Annotated in this window: 13 protein-coding genes and 2 tRNA genes; 7 read left to right on the top strand and 8 right to left on the bottom strand. The window is 73.4% G+C overall.

What is annotated here, in order from left to right:
- Positions 1 to 22 precede the first annotated feature (22 nt).
- Positions 23 to 1,237, bottom strand: coding sequence for a M6 family metalloprotease domain-containing protein (locus EV284_RS12280; protein ID WP_165425539.1), 1,215 nt, complete (start codon positions 1,235 to 1,237; stop codon positions 23 to 25).
- A gap of 379 nt (positions 1,238 to 1,616) precedes the next feature.
- On the opposite strand from EV284_RS12280, the gene EV284_RS12275 reads away from it, so the two are divergent.
- Positions 1,617 to 3,548 (top strand): bifunctional diguanylate cyclase/phosphodiesterase, encoded by a 1,932-nt coding sequence (locus tag EV284_RS12275; RefSeq protein WP_242625660.1) that lies wholly within the window; start codon positions 1,617 to 1,619, stop codon positions 3,546 to 3,548.
- A 29-nt stretch (positions 3,549 to 3,577) separates the two neighbouring features.
- Here EV284_RS12275 and EV284_RS12270 read toward each other — a convergent pair whose 3' ends face one another.
- Together EV284_RS12270 and EV284_RS12265 are read right to left on the bottom strand one after the other, a co-directional pair.
- Positions 3,578 to 4,666 carry an LLM class flavin-dependent oxidoreductase gene (locus EV284_RS12270; protein WP_130333255.1) on the bottom strand — a complete coding sequence of 363 codons (1,089 nt, stop codon included), beginning with the start codon at positions 4,664 to 4,666 and terminating at the stop codon, positions 3,578 to 3,580.
- Between the two features lie 108 nt (positions 4,667 to 4,774).
- Positions 4,775 to 5,506: a decarboxylase gene (locus EV284_RS12265; RefSeq protein ID WP_130333253.1), complete on the bottom strand. Its 732-nt coding sequence runs from the start codon at positions 5,504 to 5,506 to the stop codon at positions 4,775 to 4,777.
- A gap of 229 nt (positions 5,507 to 5,735) precedes the next feature.
- Between EV284_RS12265 and EV284_RS12260 the strand changes: the two genes are divergently transcribed.
- From EV284_RS12260 to EV284_RS12250, 3 genes are all read left to right on the top strand, one after another.
- Positions 5,736 to 6,683 carry a D-2-hydroxyacid dehydrogenase gene (locus EV284_RS12260; protein WP_130333251.1) on the top strand — a complete coding sequence of 316 codons (948 nt, stop codon included), beginning with the start codon at positions 5,736 to 5,738 and terminating at the stop codon, positions 6,681 to 6,683.
- 190 nt (positions 6,684 to 6,873) lie between these two features.
- The gene (locus EV284_RS12255; RefSeq protein ID WP_130333249.1) at positions 6,874 to 7,632 is read left to right on the top strand and encodes an IclR family transcriptional regulator C-terminal domain-containing protein; all 759 of its coding nucleotides are present in this window, start codon (positions 6,874 to 6,876) and stop codon (positions 7,630 to 7,632) included.
- 75 nt (positions 7,633 to 7,707) lie between these two features.
- A tRNA-Lys gene (locus EV284_RS12250) sits at positions 7,708 to 7,781 on the top strand.
- A gap of 49 nt (positions 7,782 to 7,830) precedes the next feature.
- Here EV284_RS12250 and EV284_RS12245 read toward each other — a convergent pair.
- From EV284_RS12245 to EV284_RS12230, 4 genes are all read right to left on the bottom strand, one after another.
- Entirely contained in the window at positions 7,831 to 8,268 is a 438-nt protein-coding gene (locus EV284_RS12245) for a DUF3592 domain-containing protein (protein WP_130333247.1), read from the bottom strand.
- Between the two features lie 88 nt (positions 8,269 to 8,356).
- Positions 8,357 to 8,971, bottom strand: coding sequence for a lytic polysaccharide monooxygenase auxiliary activity family 9 protein (locus EV284_RS12240; RefSeq protein WP_130333245.1), 615 nt, complete (start codon positions 8,969 to 8,971; stop codon positions 8,357 to 8,359).
- Positions 8,972 to 9,104: 133 nt separating this feature from the next.
- Complete coding sequence (locus tag EV284_RS12235) at positions 9,105 to 10,223, bottom strand: SPFH domain-containing protein (protein ID WP_130333243.1); 1,119 nt, start codon at positions 10,221 to 10,223, stop codon at positions 9,105 to 9,107.
- Between the two features lie 85 nt (positions 10,224 to 10,308).
- Positions 10,309 to 11,601, bottom strand: coding sequence for a peptidoglycan-binding protein (locus tag EV284_RS12230; protein WP_130333241.1), 1,293 nt, complete (start codon positions 11,599 to 11,601; stop codon positions 10,309 to 10,311).
- 185 nt (positions 11,602 to 11,786) lie between these two features.
- Between EV284_RS12230 and EV284_RS12225 the strand changes: the two genes are divergently transcribed.
- The 3 genes from EV284_RS12225 (at position 11,787) to EV284_RS12215 (ending at position 16,035) form a co-directional block, all read left to right on the top strand.
- Positions 11,787 to 11,860: transfer RNA gene (locus EV284_RS12225), tRNA-Lys, on the top strand.
- A 366-nt stretch (positions 11,861 to 12,226) separates the two neighbouring features.
- Complete coding sequence (locus tag EV284_RS12220; RefSeq protein WP_130333239.1) at positions 12,227 to 14,104, top strand: cellulose synthase catalytic subunit; 1,878 nt, start codon at positions 12,227 to 12,229, stop codon at positions 14,102 to 14,104.
- Positions 14,101 to 16,035, top strand: a complete 1,935-nt coding sequence (locus tag EV284_RS12215) for a kelch motif-containing protein (RefSeq protein WP_130333237.1) — start codon at positions 14,101 to 14,103, stop codon at positions 16,033 to 16,035. Before EV284_RS12220 ends, EV284_RS12215 begins: the two co-directional genes overlap by 4 nt.
- On the opposite strand, the gene EV284_RS12210 is transcribed toward EV284_RS12215, so the two are convergent.
- Positions 16,032 to 17,018 (bottom strand): glycoside hydrolase family 6 protein, encoded by a 987-nt coding sequence (locus EV284_RS12210; protein WP_207229014.1) that lies wholly within the window; start codon positions 17,016 to 17,018, stop codon positions 16,032 to 16,034. The two genes, EV284_RS12215 and EV284_RS12210, sit on opposite strands and share 4 nt — an antisense overlap.
- Positions 17,019 to 17,108 lie beyond the last annotated feature (90 nt).

Here is a 17,108-nt window from a genome sequence, read left to right as displayed (position 1 = left end):
GGGGCCTTTCGTGCATCCTGGCTCAAGCACCCTCCCCCGGCGTGATCCGTACCGTCCACGCCCCGGCCGGGGTGCGCTCCTCCACCTCCACCTTCACCCCGTCCCCCGGCACGGTGAAGCTCTCCCCCGGCGACACCGGCGCGTCGGCCAGGGGCGGATAGACGGAGTTCTCCCAGCACGCCTCGGTGTGCGGGTGGGCGTCCACCACGTCGACCGGGCCGTTCCCGGACTCGACGCCGGCGTGCACCCGGTAGACGAGGATGCCCTGCTTGCACGCCGTACGGTCGTTGCCCACCGGGCCGCGCGCCTCGAAGGCGAGGGCGGTGTCCGCGCCGGTGCGCACCACGGCGAGCTTGGTGCCGTTGCCGAGCCCGAAGACCGGGGTGCCGGACGTACCCCGCACCGGCACACCGGGCCCGGCCGCGAGCGGCTCCAGCGTGAGCCGGGTCGGGCCCGTACCCCGGACGCAGGCCACCTGGCGCGGGTCCAGCCAGCCCAGCTTCCACTTGTGCCAGCCGAAGAGGTCGGGGGCCGCCCCGAACTGGCTGCCCATCAGGTCCCAGTCGCCGACGTGGGTGTCCCAGTCGTCCTTGGAGTCGGTCGGGCGGTGGTAGAGGTCGGGGAGGTCGAAGACGTGCCCGGTCTCGTGGGCGAGCACCAGCCGGTCGGGCGGGTGCTGCTCGAAGACCGTGACGACCCGGCGCACGTCGGTGCCGTCGAGCCGGACGGGCGAGTCGAGGTTGACGACCTTGGTGGCGTCGGAGTCGACGCCGGGCGCGTCCGGGTCGGCCACCAGGTAGACCACCTCGTAGCGGGAGAAGTCCAGGGCCTTGTCGGCCACGGCGAACGCGTCCCGCAGATAGGCGGAGCGGTCCGCGGGTGCCCAGTCCCGCTGTATGCGGTACGCGGTGGACGGGCGCGGCATCCTGAGCCAGCGGTCCACCGGGTGCGGGCGCAGGGTGAAGCGGCCGTAGGAGGACTGCTCGAAGTAGCGGCTGGTGGCCGGGAAGTGGTCGGCGGTCAGCTCCTCGGGGGTGGTGCGCGGGGTGGCGTCCGGGAAGGACAGGAAGACCAGGGCCGCGTCGAGCGTGCCCCGCGGGCGCGGATAGGCCGAGTTCCAGGTGTCCAGGCCCTCGGAGTGGTGGGCGTCGGTGCGGTGCAGCGCGCAGGGCTCGGGCGAGAAGGATTCGGCCACCGAGGGGCCGGTGAGGATCGAGGTCGCGGCGAGCGCCGACATCGTGGTGGCCACGGCGGCGGTGCTGCGCAGCTTGGGCACGTCTGGGACCTCCGGTCGCGGTTCGGGACACCGCCACCCAGACTGTTCGCTTATGTTGCGCTATGCCCTGTTTACCTGAACCGGAAGGGTGAGTGCGCCCGTCCGCGCCTCCGGCGGCCACCCCGGCGGCCACCCGGCGGCCGACACCCCGAACCACTCACGGAACGTCACAAGTGGTCGTGGGCCTCAAGAACCCGTCCAGGTCCGGGCAGAAACGATCTGTCAGGAGGGCGGGTCGGTCGGGGAGACTGGAGACCGGCTGGAAGGGGCCGGGACCAGCCTCTATGATCGGCACACTTTCCGGCACGGACTGGGATCGAGTGCACTGCGGGAGCGAGCGGTGAGCGGAACGTCCGAAGGGCCGACGCCCGCGGCAGACCTCGACCGGTCAGCCGTGACCGACGGTGACCACATGACCTACCACCGGGTCTTCACGACGGCCCCGCTCCCCATGGCCGTGGTGACCCCCGACGGGCTGGTCGCGCACGCCAACACCGCTCTGGGAGCGCTGCTGGGCACGACCGCCGGGGCACTGGCGGGCCGCCCGGCCGCCGACCTCGTGGACCTCGCCCCCGACCCGGGTACCCGGCACGCCTACCGCGAGGTGCTCGCCGGCCGCCAGGACCGGCTCCGCTGCACCCGGCGCCTCAAACAGCCCGACGGGGACCCCGTATGGGTGCGGATCACCGTCACCCCGCTGACCGAGGGCACCCCGGGCGCCCTGCTGTCCGTCTCCGACATCAGCGCCCGCCGTGAACTCCAGGCGCGGCTGCGGCACTTGCGGATGCACGACCCGGTGACCAGGCTGCCCAACCGCACCCTGTTCTTCGAGCGGCTGTCGGCCGCGCTGGAGGCGGAGCCGGAGGACGGCACCGGAACCGGGCGGATCGGCCTGTGCTGTCTGGACCTGGACGGGTTCAAGGCGGTCAACGACACCCTGGGACACCGCGTCGGCGACCGGCTGCTGGAGGCCGTGGCCCAGCGGCTGACCCATGTGGCCGAGGAGACCGAGGGCGCGCGGGCCGGTGCCCCGCTGGTGGCCCGCCTCGGCGGGGACGAGTTCGCGCTGCTCGTGGAGGACTCCACCGGCACCGAGCAGCTCTCCGACCTCGCCGCCTCGGCGCTGCGGGCGCTGGAGGAGCCGTTCGACCTCGCCGGGCGGCGGCTGTCGCTGACCGCGTCCATCGGGGTGGTCGAGCGGCACACCGCCGGGACGACGGCGACCGGTCTGATGCAGGCCGCGGACACCACGCTGTACTGGGCGAAGGCCGACGGCAAGGCCCGCTGGACCCTCTTCGACCCCGAGCGCAACGCGCACCGCGTCACCCGGCAGGCCCTGTCCTCCACGCTCCGCCCGGCCATCGAGCGCGGGGAGTTCGCGCTGGAGTACCAGCCGTTGGTCGGCATGGAGGACGGGCGGCTGAGCGGGGTGGAGGCGCTGGTGCGCTGGCACCACCCGCAGTTCGGGACGCTGACGCCGAATCGGTTCATCCAGCTGGCCGAGGAGGACGGCTCGATCGTGCAGCTCGGCCGCTGGGCGCTGGTCACCGCCTGCCGCCAGGCCCGGCAGTGGCAGCTCGCCCATCCGGACGAGCCGCCCATCTTCGTCAGCGTGAACGTGGCCGTGCGCCAGGTCTGGGACTCCGACCTGGTCGCGGACGTGGCCAGCACGCTCACCGAGACCGGACTCGCCCCGCACCTGCTCCAGCTGGAGCTGACCGAGTCGGCCGTGATGGGCTCCGGGGGCCGCCCGATCCAGGCGCTCCAGGCCCTCAGCGACATGGGCGTGCGCATCGCCATCGACGACTTCGGCACCGGCTACTCGAACCTGGCCTACCTCAGCAGGCTCCCGGTCTCGGTGCTGAAGCTGGACGGGTCCTTCGTACGCGGCTTCCAGTACGAGGGCGGCGAGGCCGGCCCGGCCGGGGCGGGGACCACCGCCAACCCGGCGGACGAGGTGATCGTGGAGGCGATGATCCAGCTCGCCCACCGGCTCGGGCTGACCGTCACCGCCGAGTGCGTGGAGACCTCCGCGCAGGCCACCCGGCTGCGCCGGATCGGCTGCGACACCGGGCAGGGCTGGCTCTACTCCCGCCCGGTGCCGCCGGACCGCATCACGGAGCTGCTCGGGGGTGCCTTGTCGATCAGGCCGGGTCAGGGAGCGGCATCCTCCGCCGTGCGTCGCACGGCGGAGGAGGGAGTCGATGCGGAGCATCGGCAACCGGCGACGACGCCGCGAGGCGCGGTGCCGGGTGCCGCGAGCCCGGCCTGATCGGCGAGACACCCCCGAGGGGTGCGGAGCTACGCGGCGGGCAGGCCGTAGGCGTCGGCGATCAGCTCGTAGGAGCGCAGCCGCAGCTCGCCGCGGTGGGCGTGGCTGGTGAGCATCAGCTCGTCGGCGCCGGTGCGCTTGTGCAGGTCGTCCAGGCCCGCGCGGACCTCGTCGGCGGTGCCGTGCACGATGTTGCGGGTGAAGGAGGCCGCGAACTCCTCCTCCATCGGGCTGAATTCGTGCCGGGCCGCGTCCTCGGGGTCGGGGAAGAGACCGGGGCGGCCCAGGCGCAGCCGGAGCATGTTCAGCGCGGTCGCGCGGACCTGGCGGGCCGCCTCGGCCTCGTCGTCGGTGGCGAGCGCGGAGACACCGATGAGGGCGTAGGGCTCGGCCAGCACCTCGGAGGGGCGGAACGTCTCCCGGTACAGGTCGAGCGCCGGGATGGTGTTCTGCGCGGAGAAGTGGTGCGCGAAGGCGAAGGGCAGGCCCAGCATTCCGGCGAGCTGGGCGCTGAAGCCGGAGGAGCCGAGCAGCCAGATCACCGGCCGGTGCGCCGACTGCACGCCACCGGGGGAACTGCCCTGCACCGGGCCGGGGATGGCGTGGATACGGGCGTAGGGGTGGCCGTCGGGGAAGTCGTCGTCGAGGAACCTGGTCAGCTCGGCGAGCTGCTGAGGGAAGTCGTCGGCGCCCTCGTTCAGGGTGTCGGAGCGGCGCAGCGCGGCCGCCGTCGCCCCGTCGGTGCCCGGCGCCCGGCCGAGGCCCAGGTCGATCCGGCCCGGCGCCAGGGCCTCCAGGGTGCCGAACTGCTCGGCGATGACCAGCGGGGCGTGGTTGGGCAGCATGACGCCGCCCGAGCCGAGCCGGATGCGGTCGGTGTGGGCGGCGAGGTTCGCCAGGATCACGGCGGGCGAGGAGGAGGCGACGCCCGGCATCGAGTGGTGCTCGGCGACCCAGTACCGGTGAAAGCCCCGCGCCTCGGTGCGGCGGGCCAGCTCCACGCTGGTGCGCAGCGCGTCGCTCGCGGTGCTCCCGGCTCCCACGGTGACCAGGTCGAGTACGGAGAGGGGGACGGGGGCGGTGCCGTGCACGGCACCCCGGATCTCGTCTGCCGGCACGGTGGATGCCTCCTGTTTACGGCGTGCTCTGTCCTGTCGTGCCGTAACAGGAGGCAGTCCCCGCTTATTCCCCGGCCGGGCCGGGGGGTGCCTGGTCGGAGCCGGTCGTCAGAGCTGGGCGACGGGCTCGCGGGTGAAGAGGGTGCCGAGGGTGTCGGTGTGCAGCCGGCGGTCGGCCAGCCGCAGCCCCTCCCACACCGAGACCTGGGACGCGGTGAGCACCGGCTTGCCGAGGGCGGCCTCCAGCGCGGACAGGTGGGCGGCGGTGCGCAGCGAGGTGTCGGGCAGCAGCACCGCCTCGGCGTCCGGGGTGTCGGCGGCCCGTGCCAGGGCCAGCAGTTCCGCCTCGTCGCCCTCGGCGGCGCGCTCGGCGGTGAGGGCGTCGGCCTCGTCGGCACCGGTCACCTCCAGGCCGCCGTCGGCCAGGAACGCCCTCAGCAGCGCGGCCGTCTTCGGCGGGTAGGCGTGGGCGACGGCGACCTTGCGGACGCCGAGCGCCTGGGCGGCGTGCACGAAGCCCAGCGAGGTGGAGGAGGCGGGGAGCCCGGCCTGCCGGGCCAGTTCCGTCGCCTCGGTGTGCGCGCCCTTCCAGCCGTGCGCGAAGCCGCCCGCGGGGCTCGTCCACACCACGGCCTCGGCGCCGGTCAGCCGCAGGCCCTCCATGGCCGCCGTGAGCCGTCCCGCGAAGTCCGCGCCGTGCAGCGGGTCCACCGCGTGGGCGTCCTCGCCGGTGCCGGTGTGCACCAGGTCCAGCCGGACCGCGCCGGCGAGCAGTTGCTCGACGCGCGGGTAGTCGTCCTCGCCGCGATGGCCCGGGCAGAGGAATCCGATCGCTGTCATGTCGGCCTTTCTGTCTTCGTCCACGGTCTGTTCAGGGATCTCCCCTGCGTCTTCCCCCGCTTCCCGCGAGGGCGCCCCGTGTGGCCCGCACGGCGGTACGGGCACCCCCGCTCCCGGTTCGGGTACCCAGCGCGGGCCGGATCGCCCCCTCGGGGCGCGGCCCGTTGACGGCGCCGGGCCCCCGTGCCAGCGTGGGGCGAGCGCGCGGGAGACGGGAGACGGCAGGCCGATGACCCTCCCCACCCTGCTGGTGCTGGGCGCCGATCCACCGCCGAGGCTCGGCCGGCTCACCGGGCGGGCCCGCGTGCTGCACACCGACGACGCGGGGCTGGCCGCGCTGCTGCCGGCGGCGGACGTGCTGCTGGTGTGGGACTTCCGGTCGCGGGCGGTGCGCGACGCCTGGCCCGGCGAGGGGCCGCGCCCGGCCTGGGTGCACACGGCGAGCGCGGGCGTGGACCATCTGCTCTGCCCCGAACTGGCCTCCTCCGACACGGTGGTGACCAACGCGCGCGGCATCTTCGATGAGCCGATGGCCGAGTACGTGGCCGCCCTCGTGCTCGCGGCCGCCAAGGATCTCCCGCGCACGCTGGAGCTCCAGCGGGACCGGGTCTGGCAGCACCGCGAGACGCGCCGGGTGGCGGGCACCCGCGCCTGCGTGGTCGGCTCCGGGCCGATCGGCCGGGCCATCGCAAACACCCTGAAGGCGCTCGGGGTCACGCCCGCGCTGGTGGGCCGGGTGCCGCGCACCGGCGTGCACGGACCGGCCGACCTGGACCGGCTGATCGCCCGCGCGGACTGGGTGATCGCGGCCGCCCCGCTCACCGACCGGACGCGCGGCATGTTCGACGCGCACCGCTTCGGCGTGATGCAGCCCTCGGCCGTCTTCGTCAACGTCGGCCGGGGTGAGCTGGTGGACGGGTCCGCCCTCGCCGAGGCCCTGCGCAGACGCTGGATCGCGGGCGCCGCCCTGGACGCCTTCACCACCGAACCCCTGCCCGCCGACAGCCCGTTGTGGGACCTGCCCGGACTGCTCGTCTCCCCGCACATGAGCGGCGACACGGTCGGCTGGCGGGACGAACTCGGCGCCCAGTTCGTGGACCTGTTCGAGCGCTGGGCGGCCGGAAGAGCACTGTTCAACGTGGTGGACAAGAAGCGCGGTTACGTACCGGGCCACTGAACTCCCCTGGCACGGGCGGCCGGTGGCAGCGGACCGCCGGCACGCGGGAGTCCCCCGGCGCGGTGCGGCACCCGAGCGGGCGTGAAAGCGGCTGTCAACTCCTGCTCCGTTCCCGCCCGTTGCCCGGTACCGTGGAAGCGATCCGCCGACCGGATCGCGCGGCCCAGGAAGCGAGCGCAGAGGGAAGACCGTGGCGCTGATGCACGAGCCGACCGCCCCGCACCACTCGGCCAAGGACGCCCTGCGTGTGCTGGAGTCCGTGGCCCGGCACCCCGCCGGGGCCCCCGCGGCCGGGCTGGCCCGCGAGGCCGGCCTGGACCCCGGCCGGCTGACCGCCCTGCTGCGCATGCTGCGCCGCGAGGGGTACGTCGAGCAGAGCGCCGACGGCGCCTGGATCACCGGCGACACCCTGCGCCGCCTCACCTCCGCCCACGGCCGTGACCGCGCCCTGCGCGAGAAGCTCCAGCACACCCTCGACCGGCTGCGCGACTCGGTCGGCGCGGCCGTCTACATCAGCCGGTACGAGGACGGCGAGGTGCGGGTCACCCAGTACGCGGCCGGCCCGGGGACCCCCGCGGTCAACGAGTGGGTGGACTTCCGCTCCTCCGCGCACGCCACCGCCGTCGGCAAGAGCCTGCTGGCCCAGCTCGACCACGACGCCCGGCGCGACCACCTGTCCCGGCACCGGATGGCCCGGCTGACCTCGCGGACGATCACCAGCGACAGGCTGCTGCTGTCCCGGCTGGAGTCCCAGCCGCCCACGGTCCCGGTGCTGGACCTCCAGGAGTACGCGGTGGGCACGGTCTGCGCGGCCGTCCCGATCACGGCCGGGGCGTCCGTCGGCTGCCTGGCCGTGTCGCTGCCGGTGGAGCGCGCGCACCGGCTGCGCCGGGCGGCGGACGCCCTCAACCGGCACGCGGCCCCGGTGCTGCTCTCCCTGGCGCTGTAGGTGGTCCGGAGCACCCCCGGGGACCGGGTAGTATTTTCTCTGTCGCCGGCCGCGAAAGCGGAAGGCGGGAGTCATGCGCCGCTAGCTCAGTTGGTTAGAGCAGCTGACTCTTAATCAGCGGGTCCGGGGTTCGAGTCCCTGGCGGCGCACATCTGCCGAGGGCGGACCGGGAAACCGGTCCGCCCTCGGTTTCTTGCGTCAGACCGCCGAGCGGGCGCCGACGGCGAAGAGCACGCTGCCCACGCCGACCACCGCCAGGATGGCGAGCAGCACCGCGGTGCCGAGGATCAGCCGCCCTCGGGCCGGCTGGAGCGCGGTGGCGCACTGCGGGCGCTCCGCCAGGTAGCGCACCACCAGGTGGTCGCCCGCCACCACGGTCGAGTCGCCCCCGGCCTCGTCGAGGCGGAACCTCTCGCCCTCGCGGGTGGTGAACTCGTACACATGGTGGAGCGTGCTGTGCACGGCGGTGTCGTTGCCGCCGCTGGTCCTCGTGTAGGTGTTGAGACAGCGCGCCTCGGCGGTCAGGCCGTGGGCCCACACCCGGCTGGTGCGCAGGGCGCGGCGGATCACCTGGACCGCGCCGAAGAGACACCCGGCCGTGATCACTCCGGGCACGAGGTAGAGCAGTGCGTCCATCAGGCCCCCCTGGGTCGGCACGCCGCTCCGATGGAACGGCGTGCTGTGAACGTACCCATGCGGCGGGGCCGCCGGCCTCAGGCGAAGCTCAGAACGTGACGTCCGAGCAGGCGTAGAAGGCGTTCGTGGTGTCGGCCACGTTCCACACCGCGAGGATCACGTGGTGGCCGGTCAGCCCCCGGGGCAGGGTGCCGCTGTGGCTGAGCGTGGACGGCGGGCGCTGACCGTTGTACGGCACCGACAGGAACGGGGTCAGGTTGAGGTCGGACCGGGCCAGGGCGTGGTTCTGGTTCCAGCCCTGCTTGGTGACGTAGTAGGTGAAGTCGCTGGTGGCGTGCATGGCGGTGAACTGCCAGCGGAAGGTGTACGACTGGCCGCCGGTGACCCGGGTGGTGGGCCAGGCGCCGCCGCCGGGGGTGTTCGGGGCGTTGAGCTGGCCGAAGCGGCTGTTGCCGCCGCCGCAGAGCTGGCCGTCGCCGGGGCCCGCGCCGGGGAAGCCCTTGGGGCCCTCGACGCTCTGCGGCTCCCACTGGATGTCGCCGCAGTTCGCCACGGAGCCGTTCTGGCAGAGCTTCTGCCGGCTGACGGGGAGGTCGGTGTAGCCGTGGCCGCTGGCGCCGCCGGTGGAGAGTACGAAGGCGCCGGCGGTGGCCATGCCGAGCACGGCCGCGGACAACGCTGACAACCTGGTCCTGGTACGCATGCTGCCGCTCCTGGGGAACGTCGTGGGGGAGGGTTCACTGAGCCGGGCTGTGCGATGACGGTGCGATAGGTCCAGACCAAGTACCAGATTATTGCCGGGAGTTGAACGTGTCCATACCATTCGGCGGCACGCGTCAGGCCGGTTCCCGGCGGGCCGAGCAGAAGGCCACCGTGAGGTCCCGGACCAGCGCCTTGCGCTCGTAGTCGTCCAGCTCGACCAGCCCACGCGTGGTGAGCCGGGTGACCGTGTCCTCCACCGAGTCCACCACCGAGCTGAGCATGGTGGCCCGCTGCTGGGCGTCCAGCGCCGCGATCCGGCGCCGTTGCATGGCGGCGGCGATCTCGGGCGCGTACTCCACCCGGACCGGCTGCACGGAGAAGACCTCCACCCCGACCGGCGCCACGTCGGCCGCGACCAGCCGGGTCAGCGCGTCTCCGGCCGCGTCCGCCCCGCTGCGCGCCCCGCCGGGCAGCTCCACCGGGACCCGCGCGAGGGCCGACTCCACGCATGCGCGCAGGTAGGTCTCGTGCTCCTCGATGCCGAGCAGCGCCCGCGCGGTGTCCCGCACGCGCCACACCACCAGCACCACCACCCGCAGCGCCACCCCGCCCGCGTCGGCCGCGGGCACCGCGCCGCTGCGCCAGTGCCGCAGCCGCACATCGGCCCGGCGCCGCCGCAGCAGCGGGTTGATCCACAGCAGCCCGGTGCGCCGCACCGTCCCCCGGTAGCGGCCGAACAGCCCCAGCACCCAGGCCCGCCCGGTGCGCCCGCGCGTCAGACCGCCGAACCCGAGCAGCGTCAGCGCCCCCGAGCCCGCGCACGCCGCCCACTGCGCGGCGCCGAGTCCCGCGCCGGGGTGCGCACCGAACACCTCCCCGGGCAGCACCCCCGCCCACCAGGTGGTGGCCAGGCAGCCGGTGACCCCGCCGAGCCCGGCCAGCACCCCGGCCGCGCCGGGCAGCACCCGCGCCGGACGCTCCTGGAGCTCGGGGTCGGGGCACGGTTCGGGGCGTCGGCGGACCGGCGCGGGGCGGACGGGCCGGGGGCGTTCGCCGGCGCCCTGGCGGCGGTCCACCACGGCGGGGCGCCCGCCCCCGGGGGCGGGTTCGTCGCGGAAGAGCAGATGGACGGGGATCTCGGTGGTCGCCTCGTTGCGGATCAGCCGGGGCGGCCGGACGGCCGTCCCCGCGCCGCCCGGCAGGCTGTCCGGGTGTTCCTCGGGCTCGTGCGTGTGGGGTGTGGTCGTGCTCATGGGTGCCTCCAGCCTCCGCGCCGGGTGCGTCATGACAGGGGATGCCGGGCCGCGCGCACGCGGGGCCCGGAGGTGACCGGGCGCCTCAGCCGAACAGGCGGCGCCAGGTCTCGGGGCCCGGATAGCCGTCGGCCGCTCCGCCGCGCCAGCCCAGGGCGCGCTGGAACGCCTCGACGGCACGCCGGTCCGACTCGCTCCAGCGGGGTCCGGGGCCGGTGGCGTAGAACCGGCCGAATCCCTTCTTCACCAGTTGTCGCCCCAGCCGGGTGACGTGGGCGTTGTCCGCGCCCGCCCGGAAGTACCGCTTGCCCGGGAAGGCCGGGACGCCGCCGGGGCCGGCCGAGCCGGCGGCGATGTCCTTGCCCGCGCCGGTGACCAGCAGCTCCCAGGTGCGCGGGCCGGGCAGCCCGTCGGCGGCGGAGCCGGTCCAGCCCTGGGCCTTCTGGAACGCCTGGGTGGCGCGCCGGTCGGCCTCGCCCCAGACCGGGCCGGGCCCCGTCGAGTAGTACGGGCCGCCGCCCCGGGCGACCAGCATCTCGCCGAGCTGGGTGACGTACTTGTTGTTCGCGCCGGGACCGAAGTACTCGGTGCCGGGGAAGGGCACCGGGGTGGCCGTCGGCTCGGCGCCCGCCGTGCCCGCGGTCACGCCCTTGTAGCGGTAGGGGACGTACTTGGCGGTGTTGTTCCAGTAGGGGTAGGGCGTGCTCTGGCGGCGGGTGTGCGGGGGCGTCTGCTCGTACGCCGTGTAGGCGGTGTGGGTGTAGTCGGTCCAGCCGCCGAAGATCACGACGTGCGAGCCGCCCTGAGGGTCGGCCGTGTTGTGGAAGAGCAGGATGTCGCCGGGCTGGAGTTCCGCCTTGGTGATCTTCACCGCGAACTGGCCCAGGCTGCCCGTCCACTCGTTGGAGAGCAGCCCCCAGGCCATGGAGACGTAGCCCGAGCAGTCCTGGCGGTACCCGTCCGACCAGAACTTGGTCATGCTGTACGGCACCTGCGCCGTGACCCACTGCTTGGCCCGGTTGATGATCGCCGTCCGGGTGGTGGCGGGGGTCTTGGCCTGCGGCCGGGCGGGCGAGCCGGCCGGGCCGTGCAGGGGTGCGGTGCCGCCCTGCGGGGTGCCGGCGTCCCCGTCCGCCGCCGGGGCGCCGGGGCGGTGCGGGACCGCGTGCGGGGGTGGCGTCCGGGCGAGCGCCCCGGCCGCGGGGGCGGCGCCGAGGACGGCGGACGCGGCGGCGGCCACGACCACCGCGCTCCGGGCGGCCGGCCGGCCTCCGGTACGGGCGGACGCCGGGCGCGGGGCGAGCCGCCGCCACCGGGCGCAGCCCAGGCAGTCGCAGTCGCCCACCGGATCGAACTCCTCGAACACCGGAGCCGTCATGCGATCTGCCTCACATTCGGGGTGGATATGTCCGCGTGTGTGCACGTTGATCAGTCTCACAACTGTCCGCGTGCCGCGCATGTTGACGGTCCGAATGGTGCACACCCCCGCCCCGGCCCCGCCGGGGCCGCCCCCGGCCGGTCGGGAGCACCCTGGCGGGTCCTGTAGAGTTTTCCCGTCAGCAGGCGCCGCTAGCTCAGTTGGTTAGAGCAGCTGACTCTTAATCAGCGGGTCCGGGGTTCGAGTCCCTGGCGGCGCACAGACAACGAGCAGGCCCCCCGTGTGAACGGGGGGCCTGCTTGCGTTTCCGTTCACCGCAATGAACGGTTTTGACCGGTAAACAACAGGTTTCGCATCTTGCGATCATGCTCGTCGGCGTAGAACCCTGTTGTCCACGATGCCGTGGAAACACGGCAGTTGGGGGGAAGTACCGGTCGCGCGCCGCGCCCAGGGGGGCATCTCGCGCCGCGACCGGCGCATCGCCGTTCCCTGCCCTGCTCACGGTGAGTCAGGGCGTGGTCACGGTCGCATGCCATGAAGTCGCCCGCGCCGGCCTGGGGAGGTCCGTCGCGGGCGGAAGGACTGACGAAACACGCGCCGACCCGCGCGTGTGGGGGGATGACTCATGACGGACGATCCGTCACGCACCACCAGACCCAGAGCCGTCGCGCACCGGCCCGGCCGGGCCGCGAAGGACCTGCCGCGATACGACTACGAGCACTACAGCCGGCTCGCCGGCCCGCTCACCGAGCCGCCCGCCGACCGGCCGTACACCGTGCGCTACCGTTCGCTGCTCTCGCAGGAGCCGCACCGGATGCGTGCCGTGCTCATGCTGGGCGCCGCCCCGCTGCTCTCGCTCGTCCTGCTGGGCTGGCTGCTCCGGCCGGCGCACTGGACCGAGCGCGACTACCCGGCCTACGGCCTCCTGCCGGCGCTGGACACCCTGATGCTGGTCTCGATCGGCCTGATCGAGTTCTTCCGGTGTCTGAACGTGCTGTCCACCGCGCACGCCACCCTCGTCGCCCGCGACCCGGTACCGGTGGTGCCGGAGGCAGGCACCCGTGTGGCCTTCCTGACCTCCTTCGTGCCCGGCAAGGAGCCGCTGGAGATGGTCACCCGGACCCTTCGGGCGGCCGTCCGGCTGCGGCACCGGGGCCTGCTGCACGTCTGGCTGCTGGACGAGGGCGACGACCCGGCCGTCAAGGAGGTCTGCGCCCGGCTCGGCGTCCGCCACTTCAGCCGCAGGGGCGTGGCGAAGTGGAACCAGCCCTCGGGCCCGCACCGCGCGAAGACCAAGCACGGCAACTACAACGCCTGGCTGGACGCGCACGGCGACGCCTACGACTTCTTCGCCTCCGTCGACACCGACCACGTCCCGCTCCCCAACTACCTGGAGCGGATGCTCGGTTACTTCCGCGACCCGGACGTCGGCTTCGTCATCGGCCCACAGGTGTACGGCAACTACGACACGTTCGTCACCAAGGCCGCCGAGTCGCAGCAGTTCCTCTTCCACGCCCTGATCCAGCGCGCCGGCAACCGCTACGGCGCCCCGATGTTCGTCGGCACCTCCAACGCGGTGCGGATCCGCGCGCTCCAGCAGATCGGCGGGCTGTACGACTCGATCACCGAGGACATGGCGACCGGTTTCGAGATGCACCGGACGGCCAACCCGGCCACCGGCCGCAAGTGGCGGTCGGTCTACACGCCGGACGTGCTGGCGGTGGGCGAGGGCCCGAACGCCTGGACCGACTTCTTCACCCAGCAACTGCGCTGGTCGCGGGGGACGTACGAGACGATCCTCAAGCAGTACGGGAAGGGCCTCGCCACCCTGCCGCCGGGCAGGCTCCTCAACTACACGATGATGATCGTCTTCTACCCGATGTCCGCCCTCAACTGGATTCTGGCCGCCCTGAGCTGTGCCCTCTTCCTGGGCCTGGGCGCCTCGGGCGTGGACATCGACCCCACCGTCTGGCTGATGCTGTACGGCAACGCCTCCGCGCTCCAGATCGGCCTGTACCTCTGGAACCGGCGGCACAACGTCTCCCCGCACGAGCCGGAGGGGTCCGGCGGGATCGCGGGCATGATGATGTCGGCGCTGTCCGCGCCGGTGTACGCCCGCTCGCTGCTGGACGCGGTGCTGCGCCGCAGGAGCGGCTTCGTGGTGACCCCCAAGGGCGACTCGGCGAGCCCGGACACGCTGTTCGGGACGTTCCGCGTCCACTGGTTCTTCATCGCGGTCTTCGGGGGCTCGCTGGCCGCGGGCTTCGCGCTGGACCACGCCCACCCGGCGATGATCACCTGGGCGATCCTCGCCCTGCTGATCACGGCTTCGCCGATCCTCGTGTGGGGGTGGTCGCTGCGGGCCGAGCGGGTGGCGGGTGCGGCCCCCGCGCCGGTACGGCGACCGCCGCCCGCGCCGCGTGTCCCGGCGCAGCGCACGGCCCGTGACAGCGAGCAGACCCTGCGGATCGCCGTCGGCGGGCTGGGGGGACGTGACGAATGAGGGACCTCACCGGCCGCCGCCGCGCCCGCCGACTGGGGACGGGCGCCGTGGTGGTGCTCGCGCTGGCCGCGATGAACGGCCCGTGGCTCTACCGATTCGGCACCGAGCGGTACCACCGGTACGAGATCGACAGGCCGGAGTACAAGGCCGCCAACGGCCACTGGGAGATCGTGGAGTTCCCCGAGGAGTACCGCCAGGACACCATCCACGCGGCGCTGCTGCGTACCGGCAAGGTGCTGCTGGTGGCGGGGTCGGGCAACAAGCAGGAGAACTTCGACGCCAAGAAGTTCGACACCCGGCTCTGGGACCCGGTCAGGGGCACGGTCAAGAAGATCCCCACGCCCAAGGACCTCTTCTGCACCGGCCACACCCAGCTGGCCGACGGCCGTCTGCTGATCGCGGGCGGCACCAAGCGGTACGAGAAGCTCAAGGGCGATGTCACCAAGGCGGGCGGCCTGATGATCGTCCACAACGAGAACCCGGACCGCCCCGTCACGCTGCCCGCCGGCACCCGGTTCACCGGGCGGGGCAACGGCCGCACCTTCGTCTCCAGGGACCCGGTCCTCGTCCCGCGCGCGAGGAAGGTCTTCGACCGCGCCGGCCGCTTCGTGCGCAACGACCCCGGCCTCGGCCGGATCTACGTCGAGGCGCAGCGCAGCGGCACGCGGTACGAGACCGGTACCCAGGACAACTACCGGGTGCGCGGGCTCACCGGCGCCGAGGCGCGCGACACGTACGGCATCGCGCAGAAGCTCGCGCTCGACAAGAAGGACTTCCAGGGCATCCGCGACGCCTTCGAGTTCGACCCCGTGGCCGAGCGGTACATCAGGGTCGACCCGATGAACGAGGCCCGCTGGTACCCGACGCTCACCACGCTGTCCGACGGCAAGATCCTCAGCGTCTCCGGGCTGGACGACATCGGGCAGTTGGTGCCGGGCAAGAACGAGGTGTTCGACCCGGCGACGAGGACCTGGGCGTACACGCCGAAGGTCCGGCAGTTCCCGACCTACCCGGCGCTGTTCCTGATGCGGAACGGCAAGGTCTTCTACTCGGGCTCCAACGCGGGGTACGGGCCCGACGACGTGGGCCGGAAGCCTGGCGTCTGGGACGTGGGCACGAACGAGTTCACCGAACTGCCGGGGCTGAGCGATCCCGACCGGCTGGAGACCTCGGGCACCGTGCTGCTGCCTCCGGCCCAGGACGAGCGGTATCTGGTGATCGGCGGGGGCGGGGTCGGGGAGTCCGCGCTGGCCAGCAGGAAGACCCGGCTGATCGACCTCAGGGCACCCGAGCCCCGGTTCGTGGACGGGCCCGCACTGGAGTTGGGGACCCGGTATCCGCAGGCCTCGGTGCTGCCCGACGACACCGTGCTGGTGTCGGGGGGTTCGCGGGACTACCGGGGGCGGGGTGACTCCGACATCCTCCAGGCGCGGATCTACCACCCGGACAGCGGCCGTTTCACCCGGGTCGCCGACCCGCTGGTGGGGCGGAACTACCACTCCGGGTCCGTCCTGCTGCCGGACGGGCGGGTGATGTTCTTCGGCTCCGACCCGCTGTACGGCGACCGGGCGAACACCCGGCCGGGGAGCTTCGAGCAGCGGATCGAGATCTACACGCCGCCCTATCTGTACCGGGGCTCGCGGCCGTCGCTGGGCGCGGGACCCGAGCGGATCGTGCGGGGCGGGTCGGGGACGTTCGTCTCGCCGCACGCCGCGAGCATCCGGAAGGCGCGGCTGATCCGGCCGAGCGCTGCCACCCATGTGACGGACGTGGATCAGCGGTCCATCGCGTTGGGGTTCAGCGTGGCCGAGGACCGGGTGACGGTACGGGTGCCCGCCGACCGGAATCTGGTGCAGGCGGGGTGGTACATGCTGTTCGTGGACGACGACCAGGGGACACCGTCCAGAGCCCGGTGGGTGCGGGTCCCCTAGGGACCGGTCAGCTCCAGGGCGTACTCCGGCCACCAGGCCCCCGCCTTCGGGCCCCCTCGGCACGCGCCGTCCGACTCTCCCGGGCGTTTGACCCACAGGTAGGCGTCGACCAGGGGGTCCGCCGTCCTGGTGGTCGGGGGGTCGCCCAGGGCCCGGCCCGGTGGGTTGCACCAGCGTTCCCCGGGGGCGCCCTGGGTGTAGGGGCCGTTGCCGTTGCGGCTGGTGTCGATGACGAAGTGCTTGCCGCCCACCTTGGCCGAGAGGCGTCTGCCGTAGGCGACGGAGTCCGCCGTGGAGTAGAAGTTGGAGACGTTGACGGCGAAGCCGTCGGCGTCCTCCACTCCCGCCGACTTCAGCGGGGCGTGGATCCGGTCGGGGTGGCTCCAGCCCGCGTTGCCGGCGTCCAGGTAGACCCTGGTGCGCTTCAGGGCCGCGAGCCGGGTGACCGCGCCCCGCAGGAGGTCGTAGCGCTCCTCGTGGAACGTCTTCGGGGTGCAGCCGTCCACCAGGTGGAGCAGGGCGTCCGGTTCGAGGACGACGGTGGCGGCGCGGTCCCCGATGCCGCGCGCGACCCCGTCGACCCAGGCCCGGTACGCGGCTCCGTCGGCCGCGCCCCCTCGCGAGTACTGGCCGCAGTCGCGGTGCGGGATGTTGTAGAGGACCAGCAGGGCGGTACGGCCGGACCTGGTGGCCGCCTCGGTGTACCCGCGCGCCTCCTCCTCCGGGTTCTCCGGGCCGAGCCACTCCCCCACCGGCTGCTCGGCGATCCGCCGTATCCGCGCGGCCTCCGCCCTGCGGCCGGCCTTCTCGTAGGCGGCGGCCTGGCGGGCGGCGCTGCCGTCGGGGTCGACCCAGTAGGGGTTTCCCGGCCCCCCGGTACCGGCCGGCGTTCCCCCGGCGCCGTCCCCCGGTGCGCACCCGGCCGTCAGCAGTGCCGCCCCCAGCAGCACCGCGGACGCGCGGGTCCCCCATTTCCCGTCCATGCGTTTCCCCCCTGGGCGCATTCGCTCCGGAGGGCCAATCCTGGCATACCGGCCGTGCCGGACATGCCCAGACGGGGAAGCCAACGCCCA

It is taken from the genome of Streptomyces sp. BK022, from assembly GCF_004217355.1.
Taxonomy (GTDB): Bacteria; Actinomycetota; Actinomycetes; order Streptomycetales; family Streptomycetaceae; genus Streptomyces; species Streptomyces griseoluteus.
The sequence above is the reverse complement of the archived record's forward strand: the minus strand, read 5'-3'. Positions and strand labels throughout refer to the sequence as shown.